The sequence below is a fragment of the Hydrobacter penzbergensis genome (assembly GCF_900106985.1).
Classification (GTDB): Bacteria; Bacteroidota; Bacteroidia; order Chitinophagales; family Chitinophagaceae; genus Sediminibacterium; species Sediminibacterium magnilacihabitans.
Genome location: NZ_FNNO01000003.1, coordinates 123,033 through 141,675, shown reverse-complemented (window position 1 = coordinate 141,675; position 18,643 = coordinate 123,033). Strand labels below are relative to the sequence as shown.

General features: G+C 46.9%; 14 protein-coding genes. 12 read left to right on the top strand and 2 right to left on the bottom strand.

Translation table 11 applies throughout. The features are described from left to right. Nucleotides 1–47: 47 nt before the first annotated feature. The 5 genes from lpdA (at nucleotide 48) to rimO (ending at nucleotide 6,047) form a co-directional block, all read left to right on the top strand. Entirely contained in the window at nucleotides 48–1,454 is a 1,407-nt protein-coding gene (gene lpdA, locus BLU98_RS05125) for a dihydrolipoyl dehydrogenase (RefSeq protein ID WP_092722690.1), read from the top strand. A 148-nt stretch (nucleotides 1,455–1,602) separates the two neighbouring features. Next, nucleotides 1,603–3,189 carry a peptide chain release factor 3 gene (locus BLU98_RS05120; RefSeq protein ID WP_092722688.1) on the top strand — a complete coding sequence of 529 codons (1,587 nt, stop codon included), beginning with the start codon at nucleotides 1,603–1,605 and terminating at the stop codon, nucleotides 3,187–3,189. Between the two features lie 30 nt (nucleotides 3,190–3,219). Next, nucleotides 3,220–4,194, top strand: coding sequence for a YpdA family putative bacillithiol disulfide reductase (locus tag BLU98_RS05115; RefSeq protein WP_092722686.1), 975 nt, complete (start codon nucleotides 3,220–3,222; stop codon nucleotides 4,192–4,194). Between the two features lie 3 nt (nucleotides 4,195–4,197). Then, nucleotides 4,198–4,710, top strand: coding sequence for a GNAT family N-acetyltransferase (locus BLU98_RS05110; protein ID WP_092722684.1), 513 nt, complete (start codon nucleotides 4,198–4,200; stop codon nucleotides 4,708–4,710). Between the two features lie 29 nt (nucleotides 4,711–4,739). Further along, nucleotides 4,740–6,047, top strand: a complete 1,308-nt coding sequence (gene rimO / locus BLU98_RS05105) for a 30S ribosomal protein S12 methylthiotransferase RimO (protein WP_092722682.1) — start codon at nucleotides 4,740–4,742, stop codon at nucleotides 6,045–6,047. On the opposite strand, the gene BLU98_RS05100 is transcribed toward rimO, so the two are convergent. Next, nucleotides 6,048–6,902: an AraC family transcriptional regulator gene (locus BLU98_RS05100; RefSeq protein WP_092722680.1), complete on the bottom strand. Its 855-nt coding sequence runs from the start codon at nucleotides 6,900–6,902 to the stop codon at nucleotides 6,048–6,050. A 148-nt stretch (nucleotides 6,903–7,050) separates the two neighbouring features. Here BLU98_RS05100 and BLU98_RS05095 point away from each other — a divergent pair, with 148 nt between their 5' ends. The 5 genes from BLU98_RS05095 to bshC all read left to right on the top strand — a co-directional run bounded on the left by BLU98_RS05095 (nucleotide 7,051) and on the right by bshC (nucleotide 13,614). Then, nucleotides 7,051–7,971: a dihydrodipicolinate synthase family protein gene (locus BLU98_RS05095; protein ID WP_092722678.1), complete on the top strand. Its 921-nt coding sequence runs from the start codon at nucleotides 7,051–7,053 to the stop codon at nucleotides 7,969–7,971. Between the two features lie 4 nt (nucleotides 7,972–7,975). Continuing rightward, nucleotides 7,976–9,436: an aldehyde dehydrogenase (NADP(+)) gene (locus tag BLU98_RS05090; protein WP_092722676.1), complete on the top strand. Its 1,461-nt coding sequence runs from the start codon at nucleotides 7,976–7,978 to the stop codon at nucleotides 9,434–9,436. A gap of 188 nt (nucleotides 9,437–9,624) precedes the next feature. Then, entirely contained in the window at nucleotides 9,625–10,674 is a 1,050-nt protein-coding gene (locus BLU98_RS05085) for a 4-hydroxyproline epimerase (protein ID WP_092722674.1), read from the top strand. A gap of 24 nt (nucleotides 10,675–10,698) precedes the next feature. Further along, complete coding sequence (locus BLU98_RS05080; protein WP_092722672.1) at nucleotides 10,699–11,949, top strand: NAD(P)/FAD-dependent oxidoreductase; 1,251 nt, start codon at nucleotides 10,699–10,701, stop codon at nucleotides 11,947–11,949. 66 nt (nucleotides 11,950–12,015) lie between these two features. After that, complete coding sequence (gene bshC / locus BLU98_RS05075; protein WP_092722670.1) at nucleotides 12,016–13,614, top strand: bacillithiol biosynthesis cysteine-adding enzyme BshC; 1,599 nt, start codon at nucleotides 12,016–12,018, stop codon at nucleotides 13,612–13,614. A 28-nt stretch (nucleotides 13,615–13,642) separates the two neighbouring features. On the opposite strand, the gene BLU98_RS05070 is transcribed toward bshC, so the two are convergent. Next, complete coding sequence (locus BLU98_RS05070) at nucleotides 13,643–15,190, bottom strand: carboxylesterase/lipase family protein (RefSeq protein WP_092722668.1); 1,548 nt, start codon at nucleotides 15,188–15,190, stop codon at nucleotides 13,643–13,645. A gap of 131 nt (nucleotides 15,191–15,321) precedes the next feature. Between BLU98_RS05070 and BLU98_RS05065 the strand changes: the two genes are divergently transcribed. Together BLU98_RS05065 and BLU98_RS05060 are read left to right on the top strand one after the other, a co-directional pair. Beyond that, the gene (locus BLU98_RS05065; protein WP_092722918.1) at nucleotides 15,322–16,161 is read left to right on the top strand and encodes a glycoside hydrolase family 16 protein; all 840 of its coding nucleotides are present in this window, start codon (nucleotides 15,322–15,324) and stop codon (nucleotides 16,159–16,161) included. A gap of 126 nt (nucleotides 16,162–16,287) precedes the next feature. Next, nucleotides 16,288–18,597, top strand: a complete 2,310-nt coding sequence (locus BLU98_RS05060; RefSeq protein ID WP_257574715.1) for a TonB-dependent receptor — start codon at nucleotides 16,288–16,290, stop codon at nucleotides 18,595–18,597. Nucleotides 18,598–18,643: the final 46 nt, after the last annotated feature.

Below are 18,643 nucleotides of genomic sequence, written 5' to 3'. Positions count from 1 at the left end.
CGCAAATCCATGTTTGCATATCTGTTTAATTCAACAATCAACATCTTATGGCATACGACGTCATTGTCATTGGTAGCGGTCCGGGTGGTTACCCTGCGGCCATCCGTGCATCTCAGTTAGGATTTAAAGTAGCGATCATTGAAAAGGAAAGCCTGGGCGGCATTTGCCTCAACTGGGGATGTATTCCCACCAAGGCCCTGCTGAAAAGTGCGCAGGTGTACGAATACATAAAACACAGTACCAATTATGGTATCAATGCCACCGGAACCGCCGATTTTGGCGCTGTGATCAAACGCAGCCGCGGTGTGGCCGATAAAATGAGCAAAGGCGTTCAGTTCCTGATGAAGAAGAACAAGATCGACGTGATCATGGGCTATGGTAAGATCAAAGCCAAAGGCCAGGTAGAAGTTACCGCCGCCGATGGCAGCAAGCAGGTAGTGGAAGCCAAATACATTGTTATTGCAACAGGCGGCCGCAGTCGCGAACTGCCCAACCTTAAACAGGATGGCCAGAAAGTGATCGGCTACCGCGAAGCCATGGTATTACCCAATCAGCCCAAGAGCATGATCGTGGTAGGCAGTGGCGCCATCGGTGTTGAGTTCGCCTATGTGTATAACAGCATGGGTACCAAAGTGACCATCGTAGAATTCATGCCGCGCGTGGTTCCGGTGGAAGACGAAGAGATTTCAAAAGAACTGGAAAAACAATACAAGAAGCAAGGCATCGAGATCATGACCAACGCTTCTGTAGAATCGGTAGATACCAGTGGCGCCGGTGTGAAAGCCCTCGTTAAAAAACAGGATGGCAGCACCGTTACGCTGGAAGCAGATGTGGTATTGAGCGCGGTAGGTGTTGTGGCCAATATAGAGAACATCGGATTAGAAGAGAATGTCATCAAAACAGAAAAAGGCAGGATCATCGTGGATCAATACCAGCAAACTTCTGTTCCTGGTATCTATGCAATTGGTGACTGTTCACCGGGACAAGCACTCGCGCACGTAGCTTCTAAAGAAGGTATCAATGCTGCCGAGCACATGGCTTACCTGGAGAAAAAACACAATCACCTGCCCGATCCGCTCGATTACAACAATATCCCCGGTTGTACTTATTGTACACCGGAGATCGCCAGCGTTGGTTACACAGAGAAAGCTGCTAAAGAAGCCGGTTATGATATTAAAGTGGGCAAGTTCCCCTTCATGGCCAGCGGTAAGGCCAGCGCAGCCGGCGCTACCGAAGGTTTTGTAAAAGTGATTTACGATGCCAAATACGGCGAATTCCTGGGTTGCCACATGATAGGTACCAACGTAACCGAGATGATTGCTGAAGCAGTGGTGGCCCGTAAACTGGAAACCACAGCCCACGAGATTCTCAATGCGGTGCATCCGCACCCCACTATGAGCGAAGGCCTGAAAGAAGCTACCGCCGCCGCTTATGGCGAAGCCATTGATATTTAACTTCTCTTTCTATCGTCATCCCGAGCGAGCAAAGCGAGCCGAGGGACCTGCTGAAGCTTTCGGTAGGCCCTTCGACTCACTCCGTTCGCTCAGGGTGACGATTATGTATTAGAAATCACCTATTCCCTCGTACTTTTGCGCCCATTATATGAAATACGAGAAGGAGATCAACCGGCGCAAAACATTTGCGATTATATCACACCCCGATGCGGGTAAGACAACCCTCACAGAGAAATTGCTCCTGTTCGGCGGCGCCATACAAACGGCCGGCGCAGTGAAAAGCAATAAAATTAAAAAACATGCTACCAGCGACTTCATGGAAATTGAAAGGCAGCGTGGTATCTCGGTGGCCACTTCGGTGATGACCTTCGAATACGAAAACACCCTCATCAACCTGCTCGATACCCCCGGTCACAAAGACTTTGCAGAAGATACTTACCGCACACTTACGGCGGTAGACAGCGTTATACTGGTGGTGGACAGCGTAAACGGGGTAGAGGAACAAACACGCCGCTTGATGGAAGTCTGCCGCATGCGGGATACACCCGTGATCGTTTTCATCAACAAAATGGACCGCGACGGAAAGAACCGGTTCGATCTGCTGGAAGAAATAGAAAAAGAACTGCGCATTTCATTGCACCCCATGACCTGGGCCATCAACAGCGGTAAAGAATTCAAGGGCGTATACAACCTGCATGAAAAAAACCTGCGCCTTTTCACGGCAAGCACCAAGGCGGAAGAAGACGATACCATTGCCATCAGCGACCTTTCCGATCCTTTGCTCGATACCAAAGTGGGAGATAGAGATGCCGAACAATTAAGGGAAGATGTAGAACTGATCGACGGGGTACACGGTGAACTGAATGTACCCGATTACCTGTCGGGTAAAGTGGCGCCGGTATTCTTCGGAAGCGCCGTGAATAATTTTGGTGTGAAGGAAATGCTCGACACTTTTATTCAGATCGCCCCCACGCCGCGCGACAGGGAAACATCTGTCAGGAAAGTAAGTGTGGATGAAGACAAGTTCAGCGGCTTTGTATTTAAGATCCATGCCAACCTCGATCCCAAACACCGCGACCGTATTGCATTCATGCGTGTGTGCAGCGGGCGTTTTGAGCGAAACAAATATTATCATCACGTACGCCTCGATAAAGACATACGCTTCAGCAACCCGTACAGTTTTATGGCGCGCAGCAAAGATGTGATTGAAGATGCGTATGCCGGAGACGTAGTAGGTTTGTTCGATACAGGCAATTTTAAAATAGGAGATACCCTCACGGAAGGAGAAGATTTTTTCTTCACGGGCATTCCCACTTTCTCACCGGAGATATTCAAGGAACTGGTGAACAAAGATCCCATGAAGACCAAACAACTGGAAAAGGGCATCAGTCAGCTCACCGATGAAGGTGTGGCGCAATTGTTCACCCAATTCGGTGGCAATAAGAAGATCATAGGTTGCGTGGGAGAACTCCAGTTTGAAGTGATCCAATATCGTTTGTTGCAGGAATACGGTGCAGCCTGTGAATTCAGGGCCATGCCTTTTTACAAAGCTTGCTGGCTTACCAGCAATGATCAAAAGAAACTCGACGATTTCCTGCGTTTCAAACAGCAGAATTCAGCCGAAGACAAAGACGGCCACCCGGTGTACCTGGCGCAAAGCGAATGGTTTTTGAATACGGAAATCACCAATAATCCCGATATTCAATTCCATTTCTCAAGCGAGGTGCACAAATAATAAAAACGAGGTTTAATAGCGTAGAGATATATGCAGGAAACACTGGACATCATCATTGTAGGGGCAGGGCCTATTGGTCTTTGTTGCGGACTGGAAGCGAAAGTCAGGGGATTGCGTTATATGATCCTGGAGAAAGGCTGCCTGGTGAACTCCCTGTATCATTACCCGGTGAACATGACTTTTTTCTCCACTTCGGAGCGGCTGGAGATTGGGGGTGTTCCTTTTGTAAGCAACAATGCCAAACCCACGAGGAACGAAGCGCTGGAATATTACAGGCGGGTGGCTGTTGCTGCGGCATTGGATATCCGCTTGTTTGAAAAAGTGGAAACAGTCGGAAAAAACGCAAATGGTTTCGAAGTGCATACATCCGGTGGGCATTCATACCAGGCGAAATATATTGTAATGGCAACCGGTTTTTACGATATGCCTTTTCTGCTGAATGTGCCCGGAGAGGACCTGCCCAAAGTAACACACTATTATAACGATCCGCATTTTTATGCTTTCCGGAAAGTGCTGGTAGTAGGAGCGAACAATTCGGCAGTAGACGCAGCACTGGAAACCTGGCGCAAAGGCGCGGCAGTCACAATGGTGGTACGGCAGGAAGAGATCGGTACCCGTGTGAAATACTGGGTGCGGCCGGATATTGTAAACCGCATACAGGAAGGTTCCATCAAAGCTTATTTCAATTCCTGTATTAGTGAAATAAGAGAACAGGAAGTGGATATCTTTACACCAGAAGGGAAGATCACCCTGGCCAATGACTGCGTGATCGCCGCTACAGGATACCAGCCTGACCTGTCTTTCCTGCAAAAACTGGGCATTGAATTATCGGAGGATGTAGTGCGAAAGCCCAGCTACGACCCCGTCACCCATGAAACGAATGTGCCGGGAATATACCTGGCAGGTGTGATCTGTGGTGGCATGGATACGCATAGCCTTTTTATTGAGAACTCAAGGGAGCATGCAATAAAGATCATGGATCATATTGCCGGCAACCTTTCATAACCTATGCAAATATTTGAGACAGCACGACTAACGGTCAGGCGTTTTGCTCAGGAAGACGCTGAAGACTTTTACCGCTTCAACAGCCACCCGGTTGTTATGCAGTATATCAGGCCGGTGAAGAACCGAACCGAATGCGATGCCTTCCTCACAGAGAACCTCAACCTGTACCAGCCGGGCTCCTGTTTAGGTCGTTATTTTGTAGCAGATAAACATACAGGTCATTTTGTGGGTACTTTTTCTCTTCTTTATATGTCGGGCACCGATGATATTCATATCGGGTACGGACTGATGCCGGAATGCTGGGGCCGTGGCTATGCGGTGGAATTACTGAAAGCAGGCATTGGGTATTTTTTTAATAATACGAAACGTGCTGTCATTTTTGCCATTACCGAACCCGCTAATACCGCTTCCCGCAAAGTGTTGGAAAAAGCGGGCTTTATGCGCAAAGTACCTGTAACACAACAGCAAAAACCGCTGGACCTCTTCTATATGAACAGGGAAGATTACCGGGCCTGACTCGCCTTTTTGCGGTATTTTTACCGCTTATGAAAGTTCGGAGTTTAAAAAAGGATAAGGTCAATATCATTACGCTGGGTTGCAGCAAGAACCTGGTAGACAGTGAAGTGTTGAGCGGACAACTCGCTGCCAATGATATTGCCGTGGTGCATGAAAACAAAAACCTGGACCATAACATCGTGGTGGTGAACACCTGCGGCTTCATCGATAAAGCCAAAGAAGAAAGCATCAACACCATTCTCGACCAGGTAGAATTGAAACGAAGAGGCGAACTCGACAAAGTGTATGTGACCGGTTGCCTCAGTGAACGTTATCGCGGCGACCTGGAATCTGAAATACCTGAAGTGGATGCCTGGTTCGGCACCATGGAATTACCCCTGATACTGAAAAAGTTTGAAGCAGATTATAAAAGCGAATTGTTAGGTGAACGCTTACTGAGCACTCCCCAGCACTATGCATACATGAAGATCAGCGAAGGCTGCAACCGCACCTGCGCTTTTTGTGCCATCCCGCTCATGCGCGGACAGCATGTAAGCAAACCCATTGAAGAATTGGTGGCCGAAGCGGAAGCATTGGTGAAGAAAGGCGTGAAAGAGGTCATGCTCATTGCACAGGAGCTTACTTATTACGGATTGGATATTTACAAGAAGCGGGAATTGCCCAGGTTATTACATGCCCTGGCCGATGTAAAAGGGTTGGAATGGATCAGGTTGCATTATGCATATCCAAGCAAATTTCCATTGGAGATACTGGACGTCATGCGGGAACGCGATAATATCTGCAAATACCTCGATATGCCGTTGCAGCATGCCAGCAACAACATGCTCAAAGCCATGCGCAGGAACATTACCCGCGAAGAAATGACCGAACTGATTCAACAGATCAGGGAAAAAGTGCCGGGTATTTGTTTACGTACCACACTGATCGCAGGCTTCCCCGGCGAAACAGAAGCCGATGTGTCAGCGTTGAAAGCATTTTTACAGGAACATCGTTTCGATCGCGTAGGTATTTTCAATTACAGTCACGAAGAAAATACATCGGCCTATGATATGGTTGATGATGTGCCGGCCGATGAAAAATCAAGACGTGCACAGGAGATCATGGAAGTGCAGCAGGAGATCAGCTTTGAAAAGAACCAGGAAAAAGTAGGAAAGATATTCAAAGTGCTGATCGATAAAAAAGAAGCGGGCCGCTATTTAGGCAGAACAGAATTCGATAGTGTGGAGGTTGACAATGAAGTGGTGGTGCATGCGGGTAAAAAACTCACCATCGGCGAATTTGTACAGGTAAAAATTACCAAAGCTTACGATTACGATCTCGAAGGAGAAGTGATCTGATCATACCGATGTCCGGTAATGCCCGGGTGTTTTTCCTGTGATCTTTTTGAATATCCGGTTGAAATGCGAAAGGTTGCTAAACCCCGTTTCATAACAAACCGTTGATATAGGCTGGTCGCCGGCCAGTAATAACTTGCAAGCATTGTTGATGCGGATCTCGTTCAGGAAATGCGTATAGGTTTTACGGGTCCTGGTCTTGAAATATTTGCAGAACGCCACCACTGTCATATTAGCCACAGCAGCAATCTCTTCCAGCCGGATGGTACGATGGCTTTCCCGGAATGTATATTCCAGTACGGCATTGAGCCGGCTGCCATCGAAATCGCGGATAGGCCTTTGTACAACGGCATGGGACAAAGCCGTCGTTTCTTTTTTAGAAGACAATAGTTTGATCATTTCCATGAACAGGATGATCTTATCCATTTTTTCGGCACTGGCTATTTGCAATAATAAATTACGCAACTGCTCCTGTTTCTTTCCTTTGAAACGATACCCGCCCAAACTGTTCCTGAAAAAAGGAAGGAATGATTTTACTTCTTCCTGCTGCCAAAACAGGTTGCCCAATGTACTTTCATCGAAGAATAATGTAATGGCTTTGGCTTTTAGTTTCTTCTTGAAATATACCGCATCATTCCTGAATACATGTGGTTGGTTGGAGCCGATCACAAATACATCCCCCTCTCTAAACCTGCCTACATAATCACCGGCAACCAGCGTGCCATGGCTTTCCACCACCAGTGTAAGCTGTATCTCTGGGTGCTGGTGAAGGTGGTTGTAAAGATGCGGCATGGCATCTACCTGCACACGAATGGCTTCATTTCCTGAGCGGGGAATTTTAAAGGGAACGATTTTCATAAAGGGCCTTGGAGTCGATTAGTGATCCTAAATTAATTCAATTATGAAATATTTATTTAAAAAATGGATAAAATAGTATCAGTATTGATGAATTGCGATCAATAAGCGCTACCCGGCGCGAACTACCTTTGATTCAAATTTTATACGTATGCAGTTTGCATGGAAAGGCGTTTTTCCCGCCATCACTACACAGTTTACCGCAAATGACGGACTGGATATGCCATTGTTTGAAAAAAGCCTGCAGGCACAACTGGATGCCGGGGTAGACGGCCTGGTATTGGGTGGCACATTAGGTGAAGCCAGTGTATTAACCACCGATGAAAAAGAAAGACTGGTAAAGTTCACGATCGATAAAGTGAAAGGTAAAGTGCCAGTGATACTCAATATTGCAGAAGGCAGCACCAGGGAAGCTTTGTTACAATCGGCCTATGCCAAATCATGGGGCGCCGATGGATTGATGTTATTACCTCCCATGCGATACAAAAGTGACGACAGGGAGACCGTGCATTATTTTCAAACCATAGCAGCAGCCACAGACCTGCCTATCATGATCTATAATAACCCGGTAGACTACCGGGTGGAAGTAACACTCGACATGTTCGGTGAACTGGCTGCCAGCAGCAATATCAACGCCATTAAAGAATCTACCCGTGATGTTTCGAATATAACAAGACTACGTAACCGTTTTGGCAATCGATACAGCATATTGTGTGGTGTAGATACCATTGCACTGGAAGAGATGGCATTGGGGGCGGATGGATGGGTAGCCGGATTGGTATGTGCTTTCCCCGCCGAGACCGTAGCCATTTATCGCCTGGTTAAAGCAGGCCGTATAGCAGAAGCAACTGCCATCTATCGTTGGTTCATGCCTTTGCTTGAACTGGATATTCACCCCAAACTGGTACAATACATTAAATTAGCAGCAGCGCAGGCGGGTGTTGGTGCGGAGTATGTACGTGCGCCACGTCTTAGTTTGGCAGGAGCAGAGCGTGAAAGGATTTTGAAGATCATCAATGATGGTATCGCATCCCGCCCCGTATTGCCGGATTATTTGCAAATAAAATTGTAATCAAATGAATGCCGCTATCAACCAGGTCATGCAGCAGGCAGCACAAGCATTTGCGGCCTATAAAAAAATACCCGCTACAGATAAAGCCCGTTTCCTTGAAACCATTGCCTCGAATATAGAAGCGTTGGGCGATCATTTATTGAACCAGGCCGCAGCAGAAACCAACCTGCCTTTGCCCAGGTTAACAGGAGAGCGGGGCAGAACCACTATGCAGTTGCGCATGTTCGCAACCATGCTGCGCGAAGGAAGCTGGGTGGAAGCATCGATAGATACAGCCATACCCGATAAGAATCCCCCCAGGCCTGATATTCGTAAAATGTTGTTGCCATTGGGCCCTGTTGTGGTATTCGGCGCCAGCAATTTCCCTTTTGCTTATTCCACCGCAGGAGGTGATACTGCCAGTGCGTTGGCAGCCGGCTGTACCGTAGTAGTTAAAGCACACCCGGCGCATCTGCACACTTCTGAAATGGTGAATGAAGCCATTCAGCAAGCCATCACAACCTGCGGCATGCCCGAACATGTTTTTCAGCATGTAACCGATACTTCATTTGAAGCAGGAAAAAACCTGGTAGAGCATCCGGCTACTGCAGCCGTTGGCTTCACCGGTTCTTACAAAGGCGGTAGGGCATTGTACGATTACGCCATTGCGCGGGAAAAACCCATTCCTGTTTTTTCAGAAATGGGCAGCACCAATCCTGTTGTATTCCTGCCGGATGCCATTGCGCAGAACGGTGCAGCGCTGGCGCAACAATATGCTGCATCCATTACATTGGGAATGGGACAATTCTGCACCAATCCGGGACTGATGTTGGCCATTGAAACAAATGCCTTGCCAGCATTCATCGATACCCTTCGTGCAGCGATTGAAACAGTAGCTCCCGCTAAAATGTTGCATACAGGCATACATAAAGCGTATTACGAAAAAATGGAAGCGGCTTTACACGAGCAGCATGTAACAGTGATACAACAGGCAGCCACCGCTCCGCAGGAGATGGAAGCATTGCCCACTGTTGCCATGGTAGACGGCACTACTTTCCTCGCCAACCCTTTGTTGCGCGAAGAAGTGTTTGGCCCCTATTCATTGCTGGTGCGATGCAAGGATATGGATGAATTGTTGAAAGTGTGGATCTCGCTAACCGGTCAGTTGACTACCAGCTTAATGGGTACCGATAAAGATTTTGCCAATTACCCAGCGTTACTCGATACTGCCACTGCTATTGCCGGCAGGATCGTGTTCAATGGAGTGCCTACCGGTGTGGAAGTGTGCCCCAGTATGGTACATGGCGGCCCATTCCCGGCTACTACCGACAGCCGTTTTACAGCTGTTGGCATCAACGCCGTGAAACGATGGGTGAGACCTGTATGCTACCAGCATTGCCCCCCAACACTTTTGCCCGAAGCCCTGCAGGAAGGCAATCCTTTGAACATCTGGAGGATGCGCAATGGTGTAATGGGAAAAGAATAAATATGATTTGCTCTTTGATATTGTTATAAGGAAACCGTTGTGTTGCTCTGCTTGTTACGGGATACAAAGTACAGGCACACCAACATGGAAAGCAGGCATGGCAATCAACAATATTTTTCCGTAGGTTTCCATATAACAATCGGGTCATAACAAATTTAAACATCATTGTTCAATAAAAGAATCCGTACATGAAGACAGGTCCGGTTGCCTTTGCCAGGCAGCATACAGAAAAGTTGAGCGGACATTTGTTCCATTGCATCGATGCGCATACCTGTGGCAATCCTGTACGGGTAGTGGCCCAGGGAGGTCCCGTGCTGGAAGGAAAGAACATGAGCGAAAAGCGGCAACATTTTCTCCGTGAATACGATTGGATACGCAAGGGATTGATGTTTGAACCGCGCGGACATGATATGATGAGTGGCAGCATCTTGTATCCGCCGCACGACCCGCAAAACGATGTGGCGGTATTGTTCATTGAAACCAGCGGTTGCCTCCCTATGTGCGGACATGGCACCATCGGCACCATCACCATTGCCATTGAAGAAGGATTGATTCAACCCAAAACGCCTGGTATCGTACGCATGGAAGCGCCGGCAGGATTGGTGTTGATCTCTTACCGTCAGGAAGGCAATAAAGTAACATCGGTTAAACTGAAAAACGTACCAGCCTATCTCGATTCGGAAGGACTGAAAGCGAATTGTCCCGACTTAGGAACATTAACAGTAGATGTAGCCTATGGTGGTAATTTCTATGCGATTGTAGATGTGCAACCCAATTTCCCGGGACTGGAACATTATACAGCCAGTCAATTGGTAGCCTGGTCGCGTGAGTTAAGAAAAAACATCAACGAAAAATATTCATTCGTTCACCCGCAGGATGCTACCATCAACGGATGCTCGCACATTTTATGGGCAGGAGCGGTGCTGGACAAACATTCAACGGCACGGAATGCGGTTTTTTATGGAGATAAAGCCATCGACCGTTCGCCCTGCGGCACGGGCACTTCGGCACGCATGGCACAATGGTATGCCAAAGGAAAACTAAAAGAAGGAGACAGGTTTGTGCATGAAAGCATCATAGGTTCTACATTTACAGGTACCATCGAAGCGGTAACAACAGTAGGCGATAAGCCAGCTATTGTTCCGGGCATCGAAGGATGGGCTAAAATTTACGGGTATAATACGATCAGCATCGATGCGAATGATGATCCTTATGCCCACGGATTCCAGGTAATTTAGCATCAGATCATAATTTATAGACAAATGCGGATCGTTATCATCGGAGGAGGCATCATTGGTTTAAGCAGTGCTTATTATTTGCAGGCAGGCGGACATGAAGTAACTGTCATCGATAAAACCGATATGAGCAGTAACTGCTCTTATGGCAATGCGGGATATGTTTGTCCCAGTCATTTTACACCGCTTGCCACACCGGGTATTGTAAAGCAAGGGCTCAAATGGATGTGGAATTCTAAAAGTCCTTTTTATGTGCAACCGAGGCTAAGTCGCAGTTTGATCAACTGGGGCATGCAATTCATGAAAGCCGCAACCCAACAGCACGTGGAAGACTCAGCCATACCGCTTAGGGATATTGCGATCCTGAGTAAAAAAATGTATGAAGAATGGACAGCATTACCGCAGTTCAACTTCGCTTATGAGCACAAAGGATTGTTAGAGATTTTCCAAACGCCGGAAGGTGCAGAACATGCCAAACACGTAGTAGAGAAAGCCCGCGAACTGGGATTGACCGATACTGCCTTGCTGGATTACGATGCATTGCAGGCGATGGAACCCCAGACAAGGATCAACGCGCAGGGTGCTGTTTTCTTTCGTTGTGATGCGCATCTTTATCCCAACAAATTAATGCAGCAACTGATAGCCGATCTGAAACAAAAAGGCGTGCGCATACAAACAAATGAAGAAGTGATTCGTTTTGAAAATGCCAATGGAAATATCACTCAACTAATTACAACCAATGGCGCTTACCATGCAGATACGGTTGTGATAGCCGGCGGCTCCTGGAGCCGTGAACTGGCTGCCAAAATGAATGTCAGTATACCATTGGTGCCCGGCAGGGGATATTCGGTTACCCTGGAAGATTCACCTTACCGGCTCAACTATCCCGCCATATTGGTGGAAGGCAGGGTGGCCATGACGCCGATGGACGGCAACAAGCTGCGCATGGGCGGAACCATGGAAATTACTTCCACACAAACACCCCCTCGCCTCAAAAGGGTGCAGGGCATTCTGGATGCAGTGAAAAATTTTTACCCTGAATTCAATGTGCCGATGCCTGCTGCCGATAAAATATGGTATGGCTACCGGCCTTGCTCGGCGGATGGGTTGCCCTACCTGGGACGCACCAGGCAATGGAAGAATGTGGTGTTGGCTACGGGGCATGCCATGTTGGGACTGAGTTTGGGCGCAGGAACGGGAAAACTGGTGAGTGAAGTTGTGGATGAGCGGGAAACGAGCATGGACATCCGCCCATTCAACCCCGACCGTTTTTCCTGATTTCGAAATGGCCTATTACAGGAGCGGAAACGGCAGTTTACAGTAAGTTGTAATTTAGCAGCTTATATGAACCATACCTCCACCCGTATACCATACGAGCGCACCGGATATTTTACGAAGATCGTTTCGGATTATCTTAACCAATCCGCCTCCCTGCAGCCTTTTTATAAACACAATGCCAACCTCGAAGGCATACAGCAAGCCATACATGAGCGGCAGGCTTTTGATACACCACGTGCTTTGCTGGTAGAGACCCTGCAAGCGCAATACAAAGGGTTACCTGTAACAGAAAAACTCCAGCAGCATATTGCATCACTGGCATCAAACAATACTTTTACTGTTACTACAGCCCATCAACCCAATATATTTACCGGTCCGCTTTATTTTATTTATAAGATCATGCATACGGTCCGGCTGGCAGATGAATTATCACGACAACTGCCTCAATACAAATTCGTGCCCGTTTATTATATGGGCAGTGAAGATGCGGACCTGGATGAATTGGGATACCTCAACCTGGGCGGACAAAAACTGGTTTGGAATACCCGGCAAACAGGCGCCGTAGGGAGAATGAAAGTAGACAAAGCGCTCACGAAAGTATTACACGCCATCGAAGGGCAGATAGCCGTATTGCCCAAAGGAAAAGAACTGGTTGGTTTATTCAAACGATGTTATACGGAAGGAAAGACCATCCAACAGGCAACGTTGGAGTTGGTAAACGAACTCTTCGGCGCTTATGGTGTAGTAGTGCTGGTACCCGATCATGCCAAACTGAAATCGGCTTTTCGTTCAGTAGTGAAAAAAGAATTGCTGGAAGGTTTCTCCCATCAAATGGTAGCAACAACCATTGTTTCGTTGAGTAAACACTATAAAGTACAAGCCGGTGGAAGAGAGATCAACTTATTTTACCTGTTGGATGATAAGCGCGAGCGAATAGAACGGAATGGGGGTGGATATGAAGTGAAGACGCTTGGATTGCGGTTCAGCAAAGAGGCTATTCTTGCTGAACTGGATGCGCACCCCGAGCGTTTCAGTCCCAATGTGATCCTGCGCGGCGCTTTCCAGGAAACCATATTGCCCAACATCGCATTCATAGGCGGAGGAGGAGAGTTGGCTTATTGGTTGGAATTGAAAGCTGTTTTTGAAGCCATACAGGTACCTTATCCGGTACTGGTGTTGCGTAATTCCTTTTTGCTGATGCAGCGCGAGCAGGAACAGAAACTGCAAAAGCTTGGCTTTGACCCTACCGCACTTTTCAATACAGAACAGAACCTGGTGTATGACCTGGTGATGCGTGAATCGAATGTAAAGCTTTGCCTGACAGATGAATTGAAAGAGGCGGCAACCTATTATGAAAAACTCAAAACGTTGACAGGCGCTATCGATGCTACCCTGAAGCAGCATGTAGAAGCATTGGAAGTAAAGGCGGTGAAGCGTTTGAAAGAACTGGAAAAGAAAATGCTGCGCGCAGAGAAGACTAAATTTGAAGCGCAGCAAAAACAGATTGCCAAACTCAAACAGGATCTGTTTCCCAACAACAGTTTACAGGAACGTGTGGAAAATTTCGCCACCTGGTATGCAACTTATGGCCCCCAATGGTTGCAGATGATATATAAAGTTTCGGAAGGATTTCCGAACAACTTTACGATCGTTGCATACGAATAACCATGCAGCAATTATTTTGCTTCTTTGTTTAATGCATCAACCGGCTGAGCAAAAGATAGCGATTGCGGTGCATTTCTGTTTGAGCTGCTGTATGTACGCCAATATGCATGACTGCAGCCGGTACTCCTTTCTGTACAGCAGGCCAGGCAGGTACCCCTTCTCCGTTGGGATTACCTGATTTGATAAAATGCACAAAATAACTTTGCAGGATGGCAGACACTTTGTAATCTTCCGGTTGCCAGGCGAATACTTTATTGGTGGGCAGGTTTCCCATGGCATATTCGATTTCGGCAGAATGTACAGCGCCTCCTTTGGCTCCGGGCCTGGGCCGTGTATAAAAATAACGGTATACCGGCTGGGCGGCGCTGCTGTGCAGATCGGTCCATTTCCAGGTACTGAATCCGATGAAGCGGTCGCCTGCCAGGTCGGTAGCTGCCTGTGTCAGTTCCTCAGGCGTGGTTGCCTGATAAACATTCAATATGGCTGTTGCCTGGTCGCCGTATAATTTTTGTACTGCTTTGGCGAAGTTCTCTTTTGTAAGGGTGTCTTTGCCCATCAGTGCGCGGTAATTCATTTCTTCTGAATTCCATCCGGCCAGCAGCGGAACCTTTGCCTGTTCGCCAGCGTTGTATATTTTGAGAGGTGATTTTGGGAAAAAATATCCGTCTATCGTTATGCGGAATAATTCCCACTCATGGCCAGCTGCCACTTCCAGCAGCTTGTCCGCCGGCAGGTTGCGCAATGCTGCAAGCGAACCCGCACCTGCCATGCTGGCAAATTTCAGTCCGCTTTGTTCTGCATCAGCCAGTGATACCGGCGATAGCGTACCCAGTAATGAACCACTTTCACCAATGGCTCCTGCGATCAACTGTTTGGATAATGGCGATGCCATCTGTGCGCTCACTGAAATGGAACCTGCAGATTCACCGGCAATGGTTACCCTATGCGGATCGCCGCCAAAAGCAGCAATATTATGTTGTACCCACTGCAAGGCGGCGCTTTGATCTAACAACCCATAATTACCCGAAGCATGGTGTGGCGATTCTTTGGTTAGTTCAGGGTGTGCAAAGAAACCAAACACATTGAGCCGGTAGTTGACGGTAACAGTTACGATCCCGTTGCGGGCCATACTCTCTCCATCGTAACGGGGCTCGGAGCCATCACCACCCATGAAACCACCGCCAAAAAAATACACTAATACCGGCAAATGCGCTTTGCCGGCCGTTTTAGCCGGCGTCCATACATTGAGGTAAAGACAGTCCTCACTCATTCCATTGGAACGAAACACCATATCGCCGAACAGCCCGCGCTGCATGGCCCTGGGTCCGAACTGGTCTGCTTTGCGCACGCCTTCCCATTGCTTCACCGGCTGTGGTTCCCTCCAGCGGAAAGCTCCCACCGGAGGTGCGGCATAAGGGATACCTTTGAAAATATACACACCGGATGCATCTATGCCCTCCAACACACCATTGGCAATGGTTACCCTGGGCGAAGATGGCAGCGGACGATCGGTTTGTGCAAACAATTGTATTGCGCTGAAAGAACTGGTCAGCAGGAATGATATTATTTTTCTCATGGCTCTCCATTGATATAGATAAATGAAGTATAATCTTATCCTAAGATAAAACGAAAAAGCTTTCCTAAAACAGGTCACCGGCTATATAATCATTTTATTGTAACTTGATTGACTATTTTGTTGACCACGCTATGAAAACACAAACTCGTTTTTTTGACCAGCAGCACCTGTCACGCACAGCCTGCTGTGTAATATTGTTCCTGCTCAGCGGATGCTCTAAAGGGCAGCCTGCTTCCAATGCTACTTCCAATCCCAACCCGGGCACGGGCGGCACTAAGACTTATCAGTTGGTTTGGGCCGATGAGTTCAATGGCACCAGTCTGGATACCACCAACTGGGTATTTGATATTGGAGGCAACGGTTGGGGAAACAATGAACTGGAATACTATCAGAAAGCAAATGCAACCGTGGTTGATGGCAACCTGGTGATCACTGCCAAAAAAGAAACAGTAGGTAATAACCCATATACTTCATCCCGGTTGAAGACGCAAGGAAAACAAAGTTTTACTTACGGCAGGATCGAAGCCCGTATCAAAATGCCGGTAGGACAGGGACTCTGGCCCGCTTTCTGGCTGTTGGGCACCAACATTAGTTCAGTGGGTTGGCCCAAATGCGGTGAGATAGATATTATGGAACACATCAATGCCGACAGTCTTATTTATGGTACGGCACATGCTTATGATAATGGGCAGCATGTATCTTCCGGCGATAAAATGCTTTCCTCACCTGCCACTTATCATGTGTATGATGTGGAATGGGATGCGAATTCCATTCAATGGCATATCGATGGTACACTGTACCACACTGTTAACCTCAACAGCAATATCAACAGTACCGGCGCTTTTTTCAATCCCTTCTTTATCATCTTCAACCTGGCGGTAGGAGGCAACTGGCCCGGCAGCCAGATAGATAATACCCGTATACCTGCCAGTATGTATGTAGACTATGTAAGGGTGTATCAGCTGAAATGATCACACATTACTACATCCCGTTTAATTACTGAATGCGTAAATCGTTTTCCCGATTTTAAAAAAGTTGATTTTAAGCCGTATTTAATTTGCGCCACAATCAATTTTTTAAAACAAATCGGAATAATGATGAGAAAATTTACGCGTGTTGTACTCATTTTTGTTGCTGCGTTTATTGCACAGATGAGTCGTGGACAAAATGGTACCCTGACCTTACATGGGGTTATTACAAACAAAGCCAATCATCCTTTAGAGGGTATTGTAGTTTCGATAAAAGAATTATCCAAAATAGTGATTACAGGTGAAGACGGCGCTTATAGTTTTAAGAAGCTGACTCCCGGGAATTATACTATTGATATCAGCGGTTTGAATATACAATCGCATTCAAGAAGAATTATACTCAATCAAAATACGGTTTTGAATGTTGGATTGGAAAGTTCAGCCAAAGAATTGGATGCAGTTACCATTACGGCCGGCGGACTTCGTCGTAAAATATCGGATCTGCCTGGCTCCATTTCTGTTATTGATGGCAGAACCATCCGTGAATCGGGCGCGCAATCCCTTACAGAAGTCATTACCCGTATTCCCGGTGTAGTGGCTGTTGATGAAGATGGCAGAGGACTAAAACCCAATTTCGGACTTCGCGGACTGGATCCCAACCGCAACAGAAGTGCCTTGATTTTGATCGATGGCAAAATTCCCAATGGTACCATGTATTATGGCGACCCCGGTGGTTATTATATGACACCGCTTCAGCAGATTGAAAAAGTGGAAGTGATCCGCGGAGGTTCTTCTGTATTGTATGGCGGTTATTCAGTAGGTGGTGTGATTAACCTGGTTTCCAAAAAAGCATCGGCAGTTCCAGCAACGTTATTGAAATTAAATTATGGAAGCTGGAATGCATTGACAGCGGAAGTAAATACCAGCGGCAGCAATGGTAAGTTTGGCTACATGGTGAATGGTGTGAGGAGACAGGGAGATGGGTTTAGGGAAAGAAGTCAATTCGGCGTTAACGACCTCACAGTAAAACTGGACAATCAAATCGATGCTACTACCAAACTTTCTTTTTACCTGAATGGGTTTAGTGAAAATTCTGAAACGCCCGGTGGATTAACCCAGAGTCAATATGATCAAAATGTCAAGCTCAGTCAGCATCCGTTTGACCATTTTACATCGGATCGTTATACGGCTACCATTTCTTTGGATAAGCAATTGACAGAGCACCAACAGCTCAATACCTCTATTTATGGTAACTACTTTAAAAGAGATTGGTTTGTATCACGCAAGAAAAGCGCTGCCAGTACCAGCTTTGACACAACGGTTGCATTTATCCGCGATATCCACCTGATAGGCATCGTATCTGATTATCAGAATAACAACCCGATCGGGAACCTGCAAAATAATTTTGTAGTAGGTGTCCGGTTACATACAGATCGTTTGAATGATATGACCATGACAGCGAGCCTGGGAAACCAGGAAGTTGGGAAGGCCAGTGGTTACGGCATCAGCGCCAGCCTGATCAAAGAAGTATACGCTTACAATACGATCAATTTCTTACCACAATTTTCCTTTTCACTAGGCGCGCGTTATACTTCGGTGAATTATAAGAAGAAGGATTTTACTGCAAAGAACCCGTTAACCAATAACATTGGTCTGGATGTAAAGAGCAACTCCGATGCCGTAGTTTTTTCGACCGGGCTTGTATATAAGTTCAATGAGAAAAGCAATGTATTCGTGAATGTTTCCAGGGGTTTTCAACCGCCTGCCATCTACTGGGCTCTGGATGCGAACACGGTTTCTTATGCCGGCGAGCTGAACCCCGAAACTTCTATGAACTATGAATTAGGTCTTCGTACACAACCGGCAACATGGATCAGCGCTAACCTTACCGGATACATCATTGATTATAAAAATAAGTTTGTACAGGTGATGACACCGGATAACCAATTCAAGGTATGGCAAAATGTAGGCACTTCATTGCAGAAGGGAGTAGAACTGGAATTGGATCTTTATCCTGTAAAAAATGTGAGTCTGTATGGAAGCGGCGCTTACCAGGATGCTAAACAAACAAGCGGTAACACTAAAGATAAATACATGGTGTATGCTCCCCAACTCACTTACACAGCCGGGGTACGTTATAGTAACCGTTTGGGTGCGGGCCAGTTTACAACCAATGCATGGATGACTTATGTAGGCAAGCAATACACTGATCTGGCAAATAGCGAAACAGGAACAGCCAATGGACAAAATGGTCCCATATACGCTTATCATCCGGTTAACTTTTCATTGCAATACCAATTGAAAAAATGGGGCTTCAGTTTTACATTGAACAATGTATTTGACGAGCGGTATTTTACGAAGCGGGAAGGCGCTTTTTGGGAAGGCATCATTCCTATGCCTGGCAGGAACTTCATGACAGGCATATCTTTTAGATTTTAACATCATCACACTAACATAACAGAACTGGCGAATCGTTGTATTCGCC

What these genes read in the sequence shown, in the direction of transcription:
- lpdA (WP_092722690.1), top strand. Translation starts at nt 48, where the DNA reads ATGGCATACGACGTCATTGTCATTGGTAGCGGTCCGGGTGGTTACCCT.
- BLU98_RS05120 (WP_092722688.1), top strand. Translation starts at nt 1,603, where the DNA reads ATGAAATACGAGAAGGAGATCAACCGGCGCAAAACATTTGCGATTATA.
- BLU98_RS05115 (WP_092722686.1), top strand. Translation starts at nt 3,220, where the DNA reads ATGCAGGAAACACTGGACATCATCATTGTAGGGGCAGGGCCTATTGGT.
- BLU98_RS05110 (WP_092722684.1), top strand. Translation starts at nt 4,198, where the DNA reads ATGCAAATATTTGAGACAGCACGACTAACGGTCAGGCGTTTTGCTCAG.
- rimO (WP_092722682.1), top strand. Translation starts at nt 4,740, where the DNA reads ATGAAAGTTCGGAGTTTAAAAAAGGATAAGGTCAATATCATTACGCTG.
- BLU98_RS05100 (WP_092722680.1), bottom strand. Translation starts at nt 6,902, where the DNA reads ATGAAAATCGTTCCCTTTAAAATTCCCCGCTCAGGAAATGAAGCCATT.
- BLU98_RS05095 (WP_092722678.1), top strand. Translation starts at nt 7,051, where the DNA reads ATGCAGTTTGCATGGAAAGGCGTTTTTCCCGCCATCACTACACAGTTT.
- BLU98_RS05090 (WP_092722676.1), top strand. Translation starts at nt 7,976, where the DNA reads ATGAATGCCGCTATCAACCAGGTCATGCAGCAGGCAGCACAAGCATTT.
- BLU98_RS05085 (WP_092722674.1), top strand. Translation starts at nt 9,625, where the DNA reads ATGAAGACAGGTCCGGTTGCCTTTGCCAGGCAGCATACAGAAAAGTTG.
- BLU98_RS05080 (WP_092722672.1), top strand. Translation starts at nt 10,699, where the DNA reads ATGCGGATCGTTATCATCGGAGGAGGCATCATTGGTTTAAGCAGTGCT.
- bshC (WP_092722670.1), top strand. Translation starts at nt 12,016, where the DNA reads ATGAACCATACCTCCACCCGTATACCATACGAGCGCACCGGATATTTT.
- BLU98_RS05070 (WP_092722668.1), bottom strand. Translation starts at nt 15,190, where the DNA reads ATGAGAAAAATAATATCATTCCTGCTGACCAGTTCTTTCAGCGCAATA.
- BLU98_RS05065 (WP_092722918.1), top strand. Translation starts at nt 15,322, where the DNA reads ATGAAAACACAAACTCGTTTTTTTGACCAGCAGCACCTGTCACGCACA.
- BLU98_RS05060 (WP_257574715.1), top strand. Translation starts at nt 16,288, where the DNA reads ATGAGAAAATTTACGCGTGTTGTACTCATTTTTGTTGCTGCGTTTATT.